General features: G+C 72.2%; 16 protein-coding genes. 6 read left to right on the forward strand and 10 right to left on the reverse strand.

Annotation, left to right across the window (positions count from 1 at the left end; translation table 11 throughout):
- Positions 1 to 2: 2 nt before the first annotated feature.
- The 3 genes from ACYVKF_RS09000 (at position 3) to ACYVKF_RS09010 (ending at position 2631) form a co-directional block, all read left to right on the forward strand.
- Entirely contained in the window at positions 3 to 524 is a 522-nt protein-coding gene (locus tag ACYVKF_RS09000; protein WP_460966189.1) for a low molecular weight protein-tyrosine-phosphatase, read from the forward strand.
- Between the two features lie 170 nt (positions 525 to 694).
- Positions 695 to 1084 (forward strand): tetratricopeptide repeat protein, encoded by a 390-nt coding sequence (locus ACYVKF_RS09005; protein ID WP_460966190.1) that lies wholly within the window; start codon positions 695 to 697, stop codon positions 1082 to 1084.
- 23 nt (positions 1085 to 1107) lie between these two features.
- On the forward strand, positions 1108 to 2631 hold the full coding sequence (locus ACYVKF_RS09010) for an LLM class flavin-dependent oxidoreductase (protein WP_460966191.1): 1524 nt from the start codon (positions 1108 to 1110) through the stop codon (positions 2629 to 2631).
- On the opposite strand, the gene ACYVKF_RS09015 is transcribed toward ACYVKF_RS09010, so the two are convergent.
- Complete coding sequence (locus tag ACYVKF_RS09015; protein ID WP_460966192.1) at positions 2624 to 3646, reverse strand: aldo/keto reductase; 1023 nt, start codon at positions 3644 to 3646, stop codon at positions 2624 to 2626. The genes ACYVKF_RS09010 and ACYVKF_RS09015 overlap by 8 nt on opposite strands.
- An 85-nt stretch (positions 3647 to 3731) precedes the next feature.
- Here ACYVKF_RS09015 and purB point away from each other — a divergent pair, with 85 nt between their 5' ends.
- Both purB and ACYVKF_RS09025 read left to right on the forward strand, forming a co-directional pair.
- The gene (purB, locus tag ACYVKF_RS09020) at positions 3732 to 5141 is read left to right on the forward strand and encodes an adenylosuccinate lyase (RefSeq protein ID WP_460966193.1); all 1410 of its coding nucleotides are present in this window, start codon (positions 3732 to 3734) and stop codon (positions 5139 to 5141) included.
- A 199-nt stretch (positions 5142 to 5340) separates the two neighbouring features.
- The gene (locus tag ACYVKF_RS09025) at positions 5341 to 5742 is read left to right on the forward strand and encodes an MmcQ/YjbR family DNA-binding protein (RefSeq protein WP_056920163.1); all 402 of its coding nucleotides are present in this window, start codon (positions 5341 to 5343) and stop codon (positions 5740 to 5742) included.
- Between the two features lie 43 nt (positions 5743 to 5785).
- Here ACYVKF_RS09025 and ACYVKF_RS09030 read toward each other — a convergent pair whose 3' ends face one another.
- From ACYVKF_RS09030 to ACYVKF_RS09040, 3 genes are read right to left on the reverse strand one after another with little or no spacing between them, the layout of a single operon-like run.
- Entirely contained in the window at positions 5786 to 6421 is a 636-nt protein-coding gene (locus tag ACYVKF_RS09030) for a VOC family protein (RefSeq protein ID WP_056915981.1), read from the reverse strand.
- 48 nt (positions 6422 to 6469) lie between these two features.
- Positions 6470 to 7297, reverse strand: a complete 828-nt coding sequence (locus ACYVKF_RS09035) for a TrmH family RNA methyltransferase (protein ID WP_056915982.1) — start codon at positions 7295 to 7297, stop codon at positions 6470 to 6472.
- Between the two features lie 31 nt (positions 7298 to 7328).
- Positions 7329 to 8285 (reverse strand): DUF2332 domain-containing protein, encoded by a 957-nt coding sequence (locus tag ACYVKF_RS09040; protein WP_460966194.1) that lies wholly within the window; start codon positions 8283 to 8285, stop codon positions 7329 to 7331.
- Positions 8286 to 8326: 41 nt separating this feature from the next.
- Between ACYVKF_RS09040 and ACYVKF_RS09045 the strand changes: the two genes are divergently transcribed.
- On the forward strand, positions 8327 to 8935 hold the full coding sequence (locus ACYVKF_RS09045) for an LURP-one-related/scramblase family protein (protein WP_056920161.1): 609 nt from the start codon (positions 8327 to 8329) through the stop codon (positions 8933 to 8935).
- A 13-nt stretch (positions 8936 to 8948) separates the two neighbouring features.
- On the opposite strand, the gene ACYVKF_RS09050 is transcribed toward ACYVKF_RS09045, so the two are convergent.
- The 6 genes from ACYVKF_RS09050 to ACYVKF_RS09075 all read right to left on the reverse strand — a co-directional run bounded on the left by ACYVKF_RS09050 (position 8949) and on the right by ACYVKF_RS09075 (position 15484).
- Entirely contained in the window at positions 8949 to 10205 is a 1257-nt protein-coding gene (locus ACYVKF_RS09050; RefSeq protein WP_460966195.1) for an ABC transporter permease, read from the reverse strand.
- On the reverse strand, positions 10202 to 11101 hold the full coding sequence (locus ACYVKF_RS09055; RefSeq protein ID WP_460966196.1) for an ABC transporter ATP-binding protein: 900 nt from the start codon (positions 11099 to 11101) through the stop codon (positions 10202 to 10204). Before ACYVKF_RS09055 ends, ACYVKF_RS09050 begins: the two co-directional genes overlap by 4 nt.
- 106 nt (positions 11102 to 11207) lie before the next feature.
- The gene (locus ACYVKF_RS09060) at positions 11208 to 11933 is read right to left on the reverse strand and encodes a response regulator (RefSeq protein WP_460966197.1); all 726 of its coding nucleotides are present in this window, start codon (positions 11931 to 11933) and stop codon (positions 11208 to 11210) included.
- Complete coding sequence (locus ACYVKF_RS09065; RefSeq protein ID WP_460966198.1) at positions 11930 to 13351, reverse strand: sensor histidine kinase; 1422 nt, start codon at positions 13349 to 13351, stop codon at positions 11930 to 11932. Before ACYVKF_RS09065 ends, ACYVKF_RS09060 begins: the two co-directional genes overlap by 4 nt.
- 116 nt (positions 13352 to 13467) lie before the next feature.
- Complete coding sequence (locus ACYVKF_RS09070) at positions 13468 to 14262, reverse strand: HAD family hydrolase (protein WP_056915986.1); 795 nt, start codon at positions 14260 to 14262, stop codon at positions 13468 to 13470.
- 10 nt (positions 14263 to 14272) lie between these two features.
- Positions 14273 to 15484, reverse strand: a complete 1212-nt coding sequence (locus ACYVKF_RS09075; protein WP_460966199.1) for an alpha-hydroxy acid oxidase — start codon at positions 15482 to 15484, stop codon at positions 14273 to 14275.
- Positions 15485 to 15493 lie beyond the last annotated feature (9 nt).

A 15493-nucleotide genomic window follows, 5' to 3' on the forward strand; every position in this document is an offset into this window, starting at 1 on the left:
GCATGAGCACCAACCGGCCCTACCGCGTCACCGTCGTCTGCACCGGCAACATCTGCCGGTCCCCCATGGGCGAGTTCCTGCTGCGCGAGCGGTTCGCCGACGCCGGGCTCGAGGACGAGGTGGTCGTCGACTCCGCCGGGACGCACTCGTGGGAGGTCGGCAACCCGGCCGACCCACGCACGCTGGCGGTCCTCGCCCGCAACGGCCACGACGACCTCGGCGGCAGCGACCACGTGGCCCGCAGGTTCGAGCGGTCGTGGTTCGACGAGGTCGACCTCGTCCTGGCCGCCGATGCCGGCCACCACCGCGAGCTGACCAAGCTCGCCCGCACCGACGAGCAGCGGGCCAAGGTGCGGATGTTCCGGTCCTTCGACCCCGTCTCCGCCGAGGCCGACGACCTCGACATGGACGACCCCTGGTACGGCGACGACAGCGCCTTCGACCAGACCTACGCCGAGGTCACGGCCGCGGCGGACGGCGTCGTGGAGCACGTCCGGCGAGAGCTCACCTCCCGCCGCGACTGACCGCCGGACCCTCGTCCGCGGGCCTGGGGGCGGCGCCATACCCGCCGCCGCGCCGGCCGGACCCTCGTCCGCGAGTTTGAAGCAGCAGCGACGCCAGGGCTGTGCCACCGCTTCAAACTCGGCCAGGACACCCACCGGAATAGTTGAAATCGAAACGATGTTGTGGTGGCATGACCACGATGACGACGCCGTTCGGCCTCCGTCTGGCCCTCGCCGAAGGGCTCGCCGACCGCGGTGACCACGCGGCGGCGGCCACGGCCTACGCCGAGCTCGTCGAGGAGGCCACCCGCGAGGACATGGGCCACGGCACCACGGCCCTGCGCACCGAGCTGGCCCGCGCCTACTTCGGCTCCGCCCAGCTCGGCCGGGCCGAGGCCGTCCTGCGCGAGCTGGTCGAGCAGGCGCCGGACGACGGCTACCTGCACCTCCTGCTCGGCCGCACCCTGCAGCGTCAGCGCCGCCACGACGACGCCCGCCGCCACCTGGCCCTGGCCAGCATCCTCGGCGACCACGAACGCCCCACCGCCTACGGTGAGGCGAGCACCCGCCGATCGGCCTGATCCACCCGCGTGAGAGGACGACGATGACCGACTACGGACACGAGCTGGAGTTCGGCATCTTCCCGAGCCCGGACGCCGACCGCCTCCACGAGACCCTCGCGATGGCGGAGGCCGCCGACGTCGGGGGCCTGGACCTCGTGACGATCCAGGACCATCCGTACCAGGCCAAGCACCTGGACGCCTGGACCCTGCTGTCGGTGATCGCCGCCCGCACCACCTCGGTCCGGGTCGCCCCGAACGTCGCGAACCTGCCGCTGCGCCCACCTGTCGTCCTCGCGCGCAGCGTCGCGACGCTCGACCAGCTCAGCGGCGGGCGGGCCGAGCTGGGTCTGGGGACCGGGGCGTTCTGGGACGCGATCGTCGCCGCCGGCGGCCCCCTCCGGACCCCCGGCGAGGCGGTCGAGGCCCTCGAGGAGGCGATCGCGGTGATCCGTGCCCTCTGGTCGGGCCGGGGCTCGGTCACCCTCGACGGCGACCACTACCCGGTCAGGGGCCTGCACGCGGGCCCGGTCCCGGCGCACGACGTGGGGATCTGGGTCGGCGCGTACAAGCCGCGGATGCTCCGCGTCACCGGTCGCCTCGCCGACGGCTGGCTCCCGAGCATGGGGTATGCCGCGCCGGAGACCCTCTCGGCGATGAACGCCACCATCGACGAGGCAGCGGAGAAGGCGGGCCGGTCGCCCGTGGACATCCGTCGCTTCTACAACATCCACGGCCGGTTCGGGTCCGGCGGCGGCCTGCTCGAGGGCCAGCCGCGGGACTGGGCCGAGCAGCTCGCCGAGATCACCCTCGACCAGGGAATGAGCACCTACATCCTCGCCGTGAGCAGCCTCGACGACGTCGAGCGGTTCGCCGCCGAGGTGGCTCCGCTGACCCGCGAGCTCGTCGACACCGAGCGCGCCCGCGCCGCTGTCCAGCCGGAGGCACCCGAGGCGGCGGCACCGACCCGAGGGGAGACGCTCGAGGTCCGGGCCACGCAGGCCCCGCGCACCGACGTGCCGGCCGACGTGTGGGACGAGTCGACCCGACCCAGCGCGCCGGTCGACCCGGACGAGCGCTTCACCGCCACCCAGCAGGCGACCGGGCAGCACCTCGTGGACGTCCACGACCACCTGCGCGGCGAGCTCGAACGCCTCCGCGACGTCGTCGAGCAGGTCGCCGCCGGCGAGACCGACGCCGGGCGGGCGCGCAACATCATCAACGAGCTGACGATGCGCCAGAACAACTGGACGCTGGGTGCCTACTGCGCGTCGTACTGCCGCGTCGTCACCGGTCACCACACGCTCGAGGACCGCTCGGTCTTCCCGCACCTGCGGCACAGCGACCCCCAGCTGGCCCCGGTGATCGACCGGCTCGAGGCGGAGCACCACGTCATCCACGACGTCCTCGAGCAGGTCGACCACGCACTCGTCCAGATGGTCTCGGGCGAGAAGGGCACATCGGTCGTGCGCGACGCCGTGGACCTCCTCGGCGCCACCCTGCTGTCACACCTGTCCTACGAGGAGCGGGAGCTCATCCCCGCCCTCTCCCGCCACGGCTTCAGCTGATCGAGCGGTGGCGCTGGCCGATGCCGGCGGTGCCGTAGGGGTAGTCGTCCATCTGGGGGGCACTGACCTCGGAGAGCCGGTCGAGCTGCTCCGCGGTCAGGTCCAGGTCGGCAGCCGCGAGGTTGTCGGCGAGCTGGGTGACGTTGCGCGCGCCGAGGATGACCGAGGTGACGGCCGGCTGGGCGGCGACCCAGGCGAGGGCGACCTGCGCCGACGTCGCGCCGGCCTCCTCAGCGACCTCGCCGACGGCGTCGATGACCGCCCAGGTCCGCTCCTGCTTGTTGCGCGGGCCCCACGCCTCCATGCCGCGCTCCGGGTCCTCGCCGAGGCGGGACTCGCCCGTCGGCGTGGTGTCGCGCTGGTACTTGCCGGTCAGCCAGCCCCCGGCCAGCGGCGACCACGGCAGCATCCCGAGGCCACCGTCGAGGCAGGCCGGGACGATCTCGTGCTCGATGTCGCGGACCAGCAGGTTGTACTGCGGCTGCAGCGTCACCGGCGGCGTCCACCCGTGCTCGCGGGCGGTGTGCACCGCCTTGGTCACCTGGTAGCCGAGGTAGTTGGAGAAGCCGTAGTAGGAGATCTTGCCGGCACTGATCGCGTCGTCGAGGAAGCGCAGCGTCTCCTCGAGCGGGGTCACCGCGTCCCAGGCGTGCATCTGGTAGAGGTCGATGTGGTCGACGTCGAGGCGCGTCAGCGAGGCGTCGAGGGCCTCGCGCAGGTGCCGACGGGAGAGGCCGAGGTCGTTGCGCCCCTCGCCCATCGGGAACCTTCCCTTGGTGGTGATGACCAGGTTCTTGGCGTCGTCGGGGTGGGCCTTGAGCCAGCGGCCGATGATCTCCTCCGAGACGCCTGCCGAGTAGACGTCGGCCGTGTCGAGGAACGTGCCGCCCGCCTCGACGTAGGCCGTGATGATGTCGCCGGAGGTGGCTTCGTCGGCCTCCGCCCCGAAGGTCATCGTGCCGAGGCACTGGGTGGAGACGACGGTGCCGGTGGATCCGAGTGTGGTGTAGCGCATGCCTTCCACCGTATGCCGCGCGGCCGGGCGCCGCTCGACTGGACGGGTGTGCGGGAGGGGTCGGTTCCTCTGGGAGACTGGGGCCATGGCTTCGCTTGCTGACGCGACCCCCTCCATCGCCCTCGGTTCCCTCGACGGCCGCTACCGCGGTGTCGTGGCCCCGCTGGTCGACCACCTGTCCGAGCCGGCCCTCAACCGGGCCCGTGTCCGGGTCGAGGTCGAGTGGCTGATCTGGCTGACGACCCACCAGGTCGTCCCGGGGGTCCGCTCGCTCACGGAGAAGGAGCAGGACGGGCTGCGCCAGGTCGTCGCGGACTTCGGGGCCGACGAGATCGAGGAGCTCGCGACGATCGAGCGCGAGACGCTGCACGACGTCAAGGCCGTCGAGTACTTCCTCAAGCGCCGCCTCACCACGATCGCCCCCGCCGAGGAGGACGCCGGCCTCGCCGAGCTCATCCACTTCTGCTGCACCAGCGAGGACATCAACAACCTGTCCTACGCGCTCATGGTGCAGGGCGCCGTCCAGCAGGTCTGGCTCCCCCGCGCGACCCGCCTGGTCGAGGCCGTCGCGACGATGGCCTCGGACCTGCGCGACGTGCCCCTCCTCGCCCACACGCACGGGCAGCCGGCGACGCCGACGACGATGGGCAAGGAGCTCGCGGTGCTCGCCCACCGCCTCGGCCGCCAGCTGCGCCGCATCGAGGGCGCCGACTTCCTCGGCAAGCTCAACGGCGCGACCGGCACGTATGGCGCGCACCTCGCCGCGGTCCCCGAGGCGGACTGGCCCGCGCTGAGCCGTGGGTTCGTCGAGTCCCTCGGCCTGGAGTGGAACCCGCTGACCACCCAGATCGAGAGCCACGACTGGCAGGCCGAGCTCTACGCCGACGTCGCGCGGTTCAACCGCATCCTGCACAACCTCTGCACCGACGTGTGGACCTACATCTCCATGGGCTACTTCGCCCAGGTCCGCGGCCAGGGCACCGTCGGCTCGTCGACGATGCCGCACAAGGTCAACCCGATCCGGTTCGAGAACGCCGAGGCCAACCTCGAGGTGAGCAACGCGCTCCTCGACGTGCTCGGCTCGACCCTGGTCAACAGCCGCCTCCAGCGTGACCTCACCGACTCCTCGATGCAGCGCAACATCGGGTCGGCGTTCGGCCACTCGCTGCTCGCCATCGACAACGCCGAGCGGGGCCTGGCCGGCCTGGACGCCGTGCCCGCCGCGATGGCCGCCGACCTCGACCGCAACTGGGAGGTCCTCGGCGAGGCGGTCCAGTCCGCGATGCGGGCGCTGGGCGCCCAGGGCGTGGCCGGGATGGAGAACCCCTACGAGCGCCTCAAGGAGCTCACCCGCGGCCGCCGCATCACCGGCGACGACCTGCGCGAGTTCGTCGGCGGCCTCGGCCTGCCCGACGACGTCGCCGCCCGGCTCGCCGCGATGACGCCGGCGACCTACATCGGCGCTGCGCCGGAGCTCGTCGACTACCTCGACTGACCCCTCACCCCCGCCAACCTGTCGCCGAAGGGTGGGTGGTTGCCGCCCCCGGGCCACCTGAGGCGGCAACCTCCCACCCTTCGCGTGGTCGGGTGGGCGGGGGCGGTCGAGCGGCGGGCGCGCGGGGCGGTCGAGCGGCGGTCGGGCGTGGGCGCCATACCGTCGCGCTCGTCGGTGGGCACGGCTAGCGTGGCGAGGTATGACGGCACGCAAGGCCCGGCTGGCCGACCTCGCCGAGATCGCCCTGGCACTGCCCGAGGTGGAGGAGGGCACGTCCTGGGGGCGCCCGGCCTACGTCGTGCGGAAGAAGTCGTTCCTGCACTTCCGTGAACCGCGACCGGATGCCATCGACCCGGACACCGGCGAACGCATGCAGGACGTCATCCTGCTCAGCGTCGCGGACCAGAACGACAAGGACGCCCTCGTCGCCTCCGACGGACCGTGGTTCACCACCCCGCACTTCGACGGCTACAACGCGATCCTCGTGCGCGAGCGCGATCTCGGGAAGCTGACCCGGCGCGAGCTCGAGGAGGTCATCACCGACGCGTGGGCCGCCAAGGCACCCAAACGCCTCGTCGAGAAGTTCTTCGACGAGGCGTGAGCGGAGCGGCTCCCCGGGTGGGTCGAGCCGCTGGACGGGGCCGTCAGACGGTGACCTTGCCCGTGGGGGTGTCGAACGTGACCGAGAGCAGCCCGGGGGTGCCGTGCGGGGCGACGAAGGTGAAGTCGATGACCGAGGACGTGTCGTCGGCCTTCATGTTGAGCCATTCGCGGACCCGGGCCGGGTCCCCGGCGATCTGCAGGCCGTCGATGGTGACCTGGGTGTGGGCCGCGGTCGAGGGGTGCAGGGCGGGGTCGTCCCACTTGATGAAGAAGGGCAGCTGCGGGTCGGACATGAGGCCCTTGACGCCGAGCTGGCGCCAGCGCAGCTCCACACCGTCGGGGCGGTGCCGGTTGCCGACGACCGCCTCGCGGCCGATGCGCTGCTCGTACGGCGCGAGGTCGTCGACCGCGACGACCCAGCCGAGCCAGCCACCGCCGGCCTCGGAGCGCGCACGGACGGCCTGGCCGAACGGGGCCTTGTCGGAGGCCGGGTGGTCGAGCACCTCGACGACCTCGACGTACCGCTCGTGGGCCAACGGGAGGATCACGTTGCGAGTGCCGAAGCGGGGGTGGATGCCCCCGTCGACTGCGTCCACCCCGATGACCTTCGCCAAGCGAGCAGCGGTGGCCTTCAAACCGTCGTGCTCAGCTGCATACGAAACATGGTCAACTCGCATACCCGACATCGTGGCACACCCCGGGGAGTGCTCTTGACACGGGTGTGGTCAGTGGGGCAGCGGTGCTCCCAGTGCCGCGCGCTGGCGGACGGCCTCGTAGATGACGATTGCTGCCGATGTCGCCACGTTGAGGGAGTTTGCCTTGCCCACCATGGGGATTCGGACCTTGTGAGCAGCGTGGGCGAGCACCTCGTCGGTGAGCCCGTACTTCTCCGCACCCACCGCCACGGCCACCGGGCCGGTGTAGTCGACGTCCGTGTAGTCGACGTCGGTGTCCGGGGTCGTCGCGACCAGGGCGATGCCGTGGGCGTCGAGCCAGGCCAGCGTCGCCGCTGTCGAGTCGCTGGCCACCGGCACCGAGAAGACCGTGCCCTTGGAGGCGCGGACGAGGTTGGGGTTGCCCCAGTCGGTGACCGGGTCGGCGGCGATGACGGCCTCGACGCCCGCGGCGTCGGCGGTCCGGAGCATGGCGCCGAGGTTGCCCGGCTTCTCGACGCCCTGGCACAGGACGGTGAGGGCGTGGGGGCCGACGACGAGGTCGGCACAGGTGCGGGCCACGGCGGGGACGACGGCGATGAAGCCGTCGGGGCCCTCGCGGTAGGCGGCCTTCTCGAACGCCGCCCGCGAGACGAGCACGGTGTCGACCCCCGAGCGGCGCACCTGGTCCACCACCCCGGTCTGCGCCGCGGGGTCGAGCATGAGGTCGGGGCAGTAGTACAGGGCCTCGGGGAGCACCCCGGCGTCGAGGGCCAGCGTCAGCTCCTCGTACCCCTCGATGAGCGTCTGCCCCGTCTCCTCGCGCGTGCGGCGACGGCGCAGCGCGGCGAGTGACTTGAGCCTCGGGTTGGACGGCGAGGTGATGTGGAGGTCAGCCATGGCCGGATCAGTGTGTCAGGTCAGCGCCCGGTCAGGTCAGCGCACGGTAGGACTGCCCGTGCGGCCCGGACCAGCCGACCGGTGTGCCGTCGAGCGCCGTGAGGAACGGCTGCGGCCCCACGACGTCCGGCGGCTCGGGTGCGTCGACCAGCAGGTCGATCAGGCTCGGGTGCTCGTTGGCGAGCCAGTGCGCCCCGAGGGACCGGACCACCTCGACGAACCGCGCACGCGTCTGCGCGTCGACGTAGGCGAGGACCGCGCTGTGCATCACCACGAGCGTCGCCCCCGCGGGAGCCAGGGAAGCGAGCCGGGGCAGGTCGTCGACGAGGTCGCCGGTGACGAGCAGGGGCGGCTCTGCGGCGACGAGCCCGGCAGCCGCCTGCAACCGACGACGGCGCTCGTCGTGCTCCGGCCAGACGAGGCACTCGAGCCAGCCCAGGTCCTCGGGATCGGTGAGGTCGAGCGGGTGCAGGTCGAGACCGGCCCGCCAGACCACCTCGGGCACCGCCGTGGGGGTCGGAGCATCACCGGACCAGGTGCAGGCCAGCACAGGCCCGGGAACGTCGCCGACCACGCCGTCACCCCAGTCGTAGCGGTAGCGGTCCGGGTAGAGGCACAGCCCTGCGCTGGCGCCGACCTCGAGGAGGGCCAGCGGCCCGGGCAGCAGGTTCAGCGCCGGGACGAGGGTGGCGCAGCGGCCTGCCTCGTTCGTCTGGGTGGACCGGGTCAGCAGCTCGGCACGGACCCGGGTCCAGTTCCCGGCGAGCCAGGTGAGGAACGCCGTCGGGTCGTCGACCGGGGCGCCGAGCAGCCGGCCGGTGCCGAACAGGAGGTTGGGCTGCCGCTTGGCCACGGGCACCGACGCGAGCGCCTGCTGTGCCTGCGGATCGGAGGCCACGGCATACGCCAGGCGCTCGTAGGTGGGGGACGAACCGGCCGCCTGGCCGCGCGCGAAGGCGAGGTACTCGGGGTCGGGCACTTCCAGCACCCCGGCATGATGGCACGGGCCCGTCGTGCACACTGTCCGCCATGAGCCATCCTGCCGTGACCGAGCGCTACGCCCTCCGACAGAAGATCACCATGATGGTGAACCGCTACGAGATCCGGACCGTCGACGCGGCCGGCAACGAGGGCGCCGTCATCGCCGTCGCCCAGCAGAAGCGGATGGCGTTCAAGGAGCAGGTCACCTTCTACGCCGACGAGGCGCGCAAGCAGCCGGTCTTCTCGTTCAAGGCCCGCCAGCGGATGGACCTCGGTGCGACGTATGACGTGTTCGACGCAGGCGGCGCGCCGATCGGCTGGTTCCGCAAGGACTTCGGCAAGTCGCTGCTGCGCTCCTCGTGGCACCTCGGCACCCCGGACGGACTCGCTGCGTTCGGCACCGAGCGCAACAAGAACGTCGCCATCGCGCGTCGCGTCTGGGAGTTCGTGCCCTACGTCGGAGAGATCCCGCTGCCGTTCCTGTTCCACTTCGACTTCACCGCCTCCGACGGCAGCGTCGTCCTGACCTCGGAGCGCAAGCGCTCCCTGCGCGACCGCTACGACATCCACCTGCCGCAGGCCAGCAACGGCTGGCAGCTCGACTGGCGGGTCGGCCTCGCGATGGCCGTCGCCCTGGACGCCCTGCAGTCCCGCTGACCGACGACCGGGCTCAGTCCTCGAGGCGCCAGGCCTCCTTGAGGCTGAGCTTGCCGCCGGTCTGCATCAGCGCGCGGCGGTAGACCCGCTCGGCCGCCAGCACCAGCAGCAGGGCGAACCCGACCAGCAGCACCATCGCCAGCACCGGCTCCCACCAGGCCACCCCGCCGTCGAGCATGCGGATCGGCATGAGCAGCGCGGAGACCGGCGGCACGAAGGACGCGATGGTGCGGAACGTCCCGTCGAGGAACATGCCACCGAAGAACATCAGCATGACGAGCATGGTCACCGGCATCTGGGTCGACTGCAGGTCCTCGGTCCGCGAGGCGAGCGCACCGGCGACCGCCCAGAGGCACGACAGCGCCACGAACCCGGCCAGGAAGAACGCCAGGAACCAGCCGACCGTCCCCGACACCCCCGCGATGAGGCCGCTGTAGTCGGTGAACGCGAGCCCGACCATGGCTACCCCGACGTAGATCGCCATCTGCCCGACGGCCAGCACCGTGTTGCCGGCGATCTTGCCGGCGAGCAGCTGCCGCAACGGGATCGCGCCGGCGATGATCTCGACGATCCGCGACTGCTTCTCCTCGACGACGCTGCTGGCCAGCGTGATCCCGAAGGTCAGGGCGGCGATGTAGAAGAGGAAGGCGAAGGCGAATCCCATCAGCTGGCTCAGCTGCGACTCCTTGGCGTCGCCGACCAGCTGGGTGGTGGCGACCGTGCTGCCCTGCTCGAGCGCGGCCAGGGTCGTGCCCGCCGCGTCGGCGTTGCGGTCGATCGTGTCGGCGCGCACGACCTGCTGCACGACGGTGAGGAGCGAGGTGTCGGCACTCTCCTTCGTGGTGAGCTCCCAGCCGCTCGAGGTCTGCCGCAGCCACGCGTCGGCGTCCTCGTCCTGGACGGCGGCCCTGGCCGCGGCGTCCGAGGGTGACCGGACGAGCTCGACCTTGACCGACTTGTCCAGGGTGCTGGCCCGGCCGGCGAGCTTGTCGACCATCGTCACCGCGGCGGGCGACGAGGCGACGATCTTCGAGGTGCTCGTGTGCCCGCTCAGCACGACCTGCAGGGCGAGCGCCCCGACGATGAGGGCGAGGGTGACGGCCGTGCCGACGAGGAAGGACCTGTCGGTCAGCTTGACCATCACCTCACGGCGGGCCACCAACGTCCAGGCGCTCCCCCCTGAGGCTCGGGCCGGCAGCGGGGCCGGACCCTGCGCCGTCAACGTGTCCTGCACCGGCTGCTGCGCCTGTGCGTCCGTCCGGGTGCTCATGCCGTCACCTCCTGGTAGATCTCGCTGAGTCTGGGCACCACGCGCCGGAACTCGTGCACCGGGCCGCGCGCGGCCGCCTCGCCGAGGACGTGCTGCTCGGCGCCGGGCTCGAGGACCTCGATGAGGGCGGTGCCCCCGTCGACGTCGGCCACGTGGACACCGCGCTGGTCGCGGGTCCAGCCGGCGTCGCCGCCGACGACGAGGCGGTAGCGCACGGGACCACCGGACCGGAGCTCGTCGGCCGAGCCCTGCGCGACGACCTTGCCGCGCGCCATGACGACGAGCCGGTCGCACAGCCGGTCGACGAGGTCGAGCTGGTGCGAGGAGAACAGCACCGGCGTCCCGCGCCGGGTGTGCTCGCGCAGCAGGTCGGCCATCGAGTCGACCGCCGTCGGGTCGAGGCCGGAGAAGGGCTCGTCCAGGACGAGCGCCACCGGCGTCGGCACCAGGGCGGCGATGATCTGCACGCGCTGCTGGTTGCCGAGCGACAGCTTCTCCACCGGGTCGCGCTGCCGGTCACCGAGCCCGAACCTCTCCAGGTGCTCCACCACCGAGGTCCGGGCGGCTGCCGAGTCCATCCCCCTCAGCTGCGCGAGGTAGACGAGCTGGTCGGCGATCGGCTGCTTGGGGTACAGCCCGCGCTCCTCCGGCATGTAGCCGAACCGCCGACGGTCTGCCGCGGTGATCGGCCGCCCGTCCCAGCGGACCTCCCCCGCGTGGATGCCGAGCACCCCCATGACCATCCGCATCGTCGTGGTCTTCCCGGCGCCGTTGCCCCCGACGAACCCGGTCATCGCGCCTCCTGGCACCGGGAAGCCCACCCCGTCGACGGCGGTGTTCTCCCCGAACCGCCTGGTCAGTCCCCGCGTCTCGAGCATCGTGTCCCCTGTGTCCATGCCTCCACGCTAGGCAGGGGGGCCGGGCGGGACATCCCTCTGGAGGAGGAGATGTGCAGGGGTGTGCGGAGCGCCCCGGGGTCGGGGCGGACGTGGACGGTGGTCCTCACTCCCCCTGGGGGATGAGGCCGGCCCGGTGGGCCCAGACGACGGCCTGGACCCGGTCGCGCAGGTGGAGCTTGGCCAGACAGTTCGAGACGTGGGTCTTCACGGTGGCCTCCCCCACGAAGAGCCTGGTGGCGATCTCGGCGTTGCTCAGCCCCTCCCCGACGAGGACGACCACCTCGCGCTCGCGCTCGGTGAGCAGGGCGTAGCCGGGGTCACGGGCCACGCCCTCACGAGCGGCCGCGGAGGTGGGGCCGCCGCGGTCCGGAGCGGGCGACATACCGGGGGCGGAGGGGCGGGGGGCAGCGGTCATCCGCTCGATGACACGGCGGGTGACCTCGGGGGCGAGCAGGGCGTGGCCCCCGGCCGCGGCGCGGACGGCGTCGACGAGGGTGTCGGCGTCGGAGTTCTTGAGCAGGAAGCCGCTCGCACCCGCCTCCAGCGCGTCGAAGAGGTAGTCGTCACGGTCGAACGTCGTGAGGATGATGACCCGGCCCAGGTCCTCGGCGACGACCTGGCGGGTCGCCTCGATCCCGTCGGTGCCGGGCATCTGGACGTCCATGAGCACGACGTCAGGGCGCAGGGCACGGGCCTGGGCGACCGCGGCCGCGCCGTCGGCCGCCTCGCCCACGACCTCGAGGTCGTCCTCTACGGACAGGATCATCGCGAACCCCGACCGCACGAGCTGGTGGTCGTCGACGATGAGCACCCGCAACCGGTCGCTCACCGCGGACCTCCCACGGCGGCCCCGCTCGCGGGTTCGTCCTGCGCCACGACGTCACCGGTCGGGACGTCCTGCAGCGGGAAGCGCACCCGCACCCGGAACCCACCACCGACGCGCGGGCCGATGTCGACCTGACCCCGACGGGAGGCGGCTCGTTCGCGCACCCCCAGCAGGCCCAGCCCGGAGCCCGACGAACCCGGCACCGGGCGGCCGTCGTCGGTCACCTCGACCTCGACGAAGGGCGTCCGCGCGGAACGTTCGACCCGCAGCACCACCGAGGCGTTCGCGGCAGTGGAGTGACGACGGACGTTGGTCAGCGCCTCCTGGGCGATGCGGTAGAGCGACAGACCGAGGGCGGCGGGCAGGGCGGCCGCCGCCCCCTCGGGCGACTCGACGAGCTGGTAGGTCACGCGCAGCCCCGGCGCCGACACCTCGCCGACCAGGGCAGGCAGGTCCCCGAGCCCCGGCTCGGGGGCGCGGTGGGTCGGGTCGCCCGCGCCGGCGCCCCGGGCGTCGGTGGGTTCGCGCAGGGCACCCACCAGCGAGCGCATCTGGTGCACGGCCTCCCGGGACGACCCCTCGACCGAGGCGAGCGCGCGGGCCGCCGCCTCGGGGTCCCGGGTGAGCAGTCGCCGCGCCCCGGCCGCCTGGATCCCGATCACGGACACGTGGTGGGCCACGACGTCGTGCAGCTCGCGCGCGATGCGCAGCCGCTCGCCCAGCACGGCCCGTTGCTGGAGGTCGGCGCTCTGCTCCCCGATGGTCCGCGCCTGGTCGGCGAGCCGGGCCCGCTGGCGGGCACCGCGCCAGGCGACCTGGCCCCCGATGATCGCGCCACCGAAGTAGAGGGCGTTGACGACCGCGGTGACGACGACGCTCGCCGCCACCGGGCTGACCAGTCCCGGTCGGCGCGACGCGTCCTCGCCGAGACTCTCGCGGATGCTGTCGATGCCGCTCCCGATGGCGAACGTCCACGCGAGCCAGACGAACATGAACAGCACCACGCCACCCATGACGACCAGCATGTCGCGGCGGCTGCGGCTCCAGGCGACCCCGCTGAAGATGGCGACGAAGTACACGATCTGCAGGGCCAGCTGGCCCATCACCGCCGGCATGGTGACCCCGACGACGAACATGTGCAGCGCCGCGAGCACGGCGACGGTGAGCGGCCAGCGACGGCGGCCGACGAGCAGGAGGGCGCCGAGCGCGACGGCGAGGTACTGCAGCCAGACGGGTTGGCCGATGCTCTCGAGGGCGCCCATGCTGCGGGACATCTCGAACGTCACCGCCGACAGCCCGAACGTCCCCACACCCACGACCACGTCCCAGCGGGACACCTCGGCACCCCGGAACCACGGGTCGTCGACGGCGAAGAACGCGGCGAGCCGTGATCGCACCGTGGTGGCGGGTTCGGCGGTCACCGGTCCACCCTAGGTCGGACGCCGCCCGGCGGTCCTCCCCCTCGAGTCGGAGATCCGGCGCGGTCGCGCCGATCGCCATGGCGCCGTCGCGCCGATTCGGTATGGCGCGTGCGGCGTCAGAGCAGTGAGCGCAGGACCGGCACCAGGCCGTCGTCGTCGACGTCGCCGGTGACCTCGTTGGCGGCGGACTTCACCTCGTCGGGGGCGTTCCCCATCGCGACTCCCCGAGCGGCCCACTGCAGCATCTCGAGGTCGTTGCGCTGGTCGCCCACGGCGACCGTGAACTGCGGGTCGACCTCGAGGTGGCGGCGCAGGATCTCCAGCGCCGAACCCTTCGAGACACCCTCGGGGTTGAGGTCGAGCCAGGCGCTGAAGCCGACGGCGTAGTTGACGCCGTGCAGGCCGATCCGTTCGGTCAGGGCGAGGAAGTCCTCCGCGGTGCCGGTCGGCGAGCGGAACGTCACGCGGGTGACCGGCTCGGCGACGAGCTCCTCCCACGAGACCACCGTGAGCTCGCCCTGCAGCTCGCCGTCGGGGAACGGCGCGCTCAGCTTGAACCCGACGCCGAGGTCCTCCACGGCGATCACGGCGTCCGGCCACTCGCCCCGGAGCAGGGTCAGCGCCGGCGCGGGGTCGAACGTCACCGCCTCGATGATCCGGAACCCCTTGTCCTCAGCGGGATCCAGCTCGAGGGTGACCGCGCCGTTGGAGCACACGGCATACCCGGTCGTGATCCCCAGCTCCTCCAGGATGGAGGTGGTGGCAGGGATGGAGCGCCCCGTCGCGATGATCACGTGGTGACCGGCGGCGACCACGGCGTGGACGGCGTCACGCACGGCAGGCGACAGCTCTCCGGCGTGGTTGATCGTCGTGCCGTCGACGTCGAGGGCGACGAGGTGGGGGTGGGCCATGGGCCCGAGCCTACGGAAGGCGCACGTGCTGCGGCCCCAGGTCCGAGATCTGGCGCGTGCCGAGCAGGGCCATGGTGCGCCGCGCCTCGGCGGTGAGGATGTCGGCGGCCCGCTGCACCCCGGCCTCGCCACCGGCCATGAGCCCGTAGAGGTAGGCGCGGCCGACCATCACGCTGCTGGCACCGAGGGCGACCGCCGCCACGACGTCGGCGCCGGACATCACCCCGGTGTCGATCATGATCTCGGCATCGTCACCCAGCGCCTCGCGGACGTCGGGCAGCAGCCGCAACGGGACCGGCGCGCGGTCGAGCTGGCGCCCGCCGTGGTTCGACAGCACGATCGCGTCGACCCCTGCGTCGACGACCATCTTCGCGTCGTGCACGGTCTGGACGCCCTTGATGATGAGCGGGCCCTTCCAGAACGAGCGCACCCACTCCAGGTCGGCCAGGGTCATCGTCGGGTCGAACAACGTGTTGAGCAGCTCGGCCACGGTGCCGTCCCACGCCGCCAGCGAGGCGAAGGTCAGGGGCTCGGTCGTGAGCAGGTTGCCCCACCAGGTGGGGTGCAGGGCCGCGTCGGCGACCGTCCTCACCGTCAGGGCCGGCGGGATCGAGAACCCGTTGCGCACGTCGCGCAACCGGGCCCCCGCGACCGGGACGTCGACCGTGAGGATGAGCGCTTCGTACCCGGCCTCCTCGGCCCGGCGCATGAGGTCCTCCCCGGCGCTGCGGTCCTTCCAGACGTAGAGCTGGAACCACTTCCGGGCGTTCGGGGCCGCGGCTGCCACGTCCTCGATCGAGGTCGTGCCCATGGTCGAGAGGGCGTAGGGGATACCGATCCGGTCGGCGACCCGCACCACCGCCCGCTCGCCCTCGTGCTGCATCATCCGGGTGAACCCCGTGGGGGCGAACGAGAAGGGCAGCTGCGACGGCCGGCCGAGGAAGCTCGTGGACAGGTCGATCTCGGAGACGTCCTGGAGGATCGCCGGGTGGAACTCCAGGCCCGCGAAGGTCTGCCGGGCCCGCCGCAGGCTGATCTCGCCCTCGGCCGCGCCGTCGGTGTAGTCGAACACCGAGGTCGGCGTGCGGCGCTTGGCGACCCGTCGCAGGTCGGCGATCGTCAGGGCCGCGTCGAGGCGGCGCTTGCGGGCGTCGAGCTCGAGCGGCTTGGGTCGAAGGAGTGGCTTGAGCTCGGACCACTTGGGCAGCTGTCGATCACTCATCGGTCCAAC

This window comes from Pedococcus soli (genome assembly GCF_054782575.1).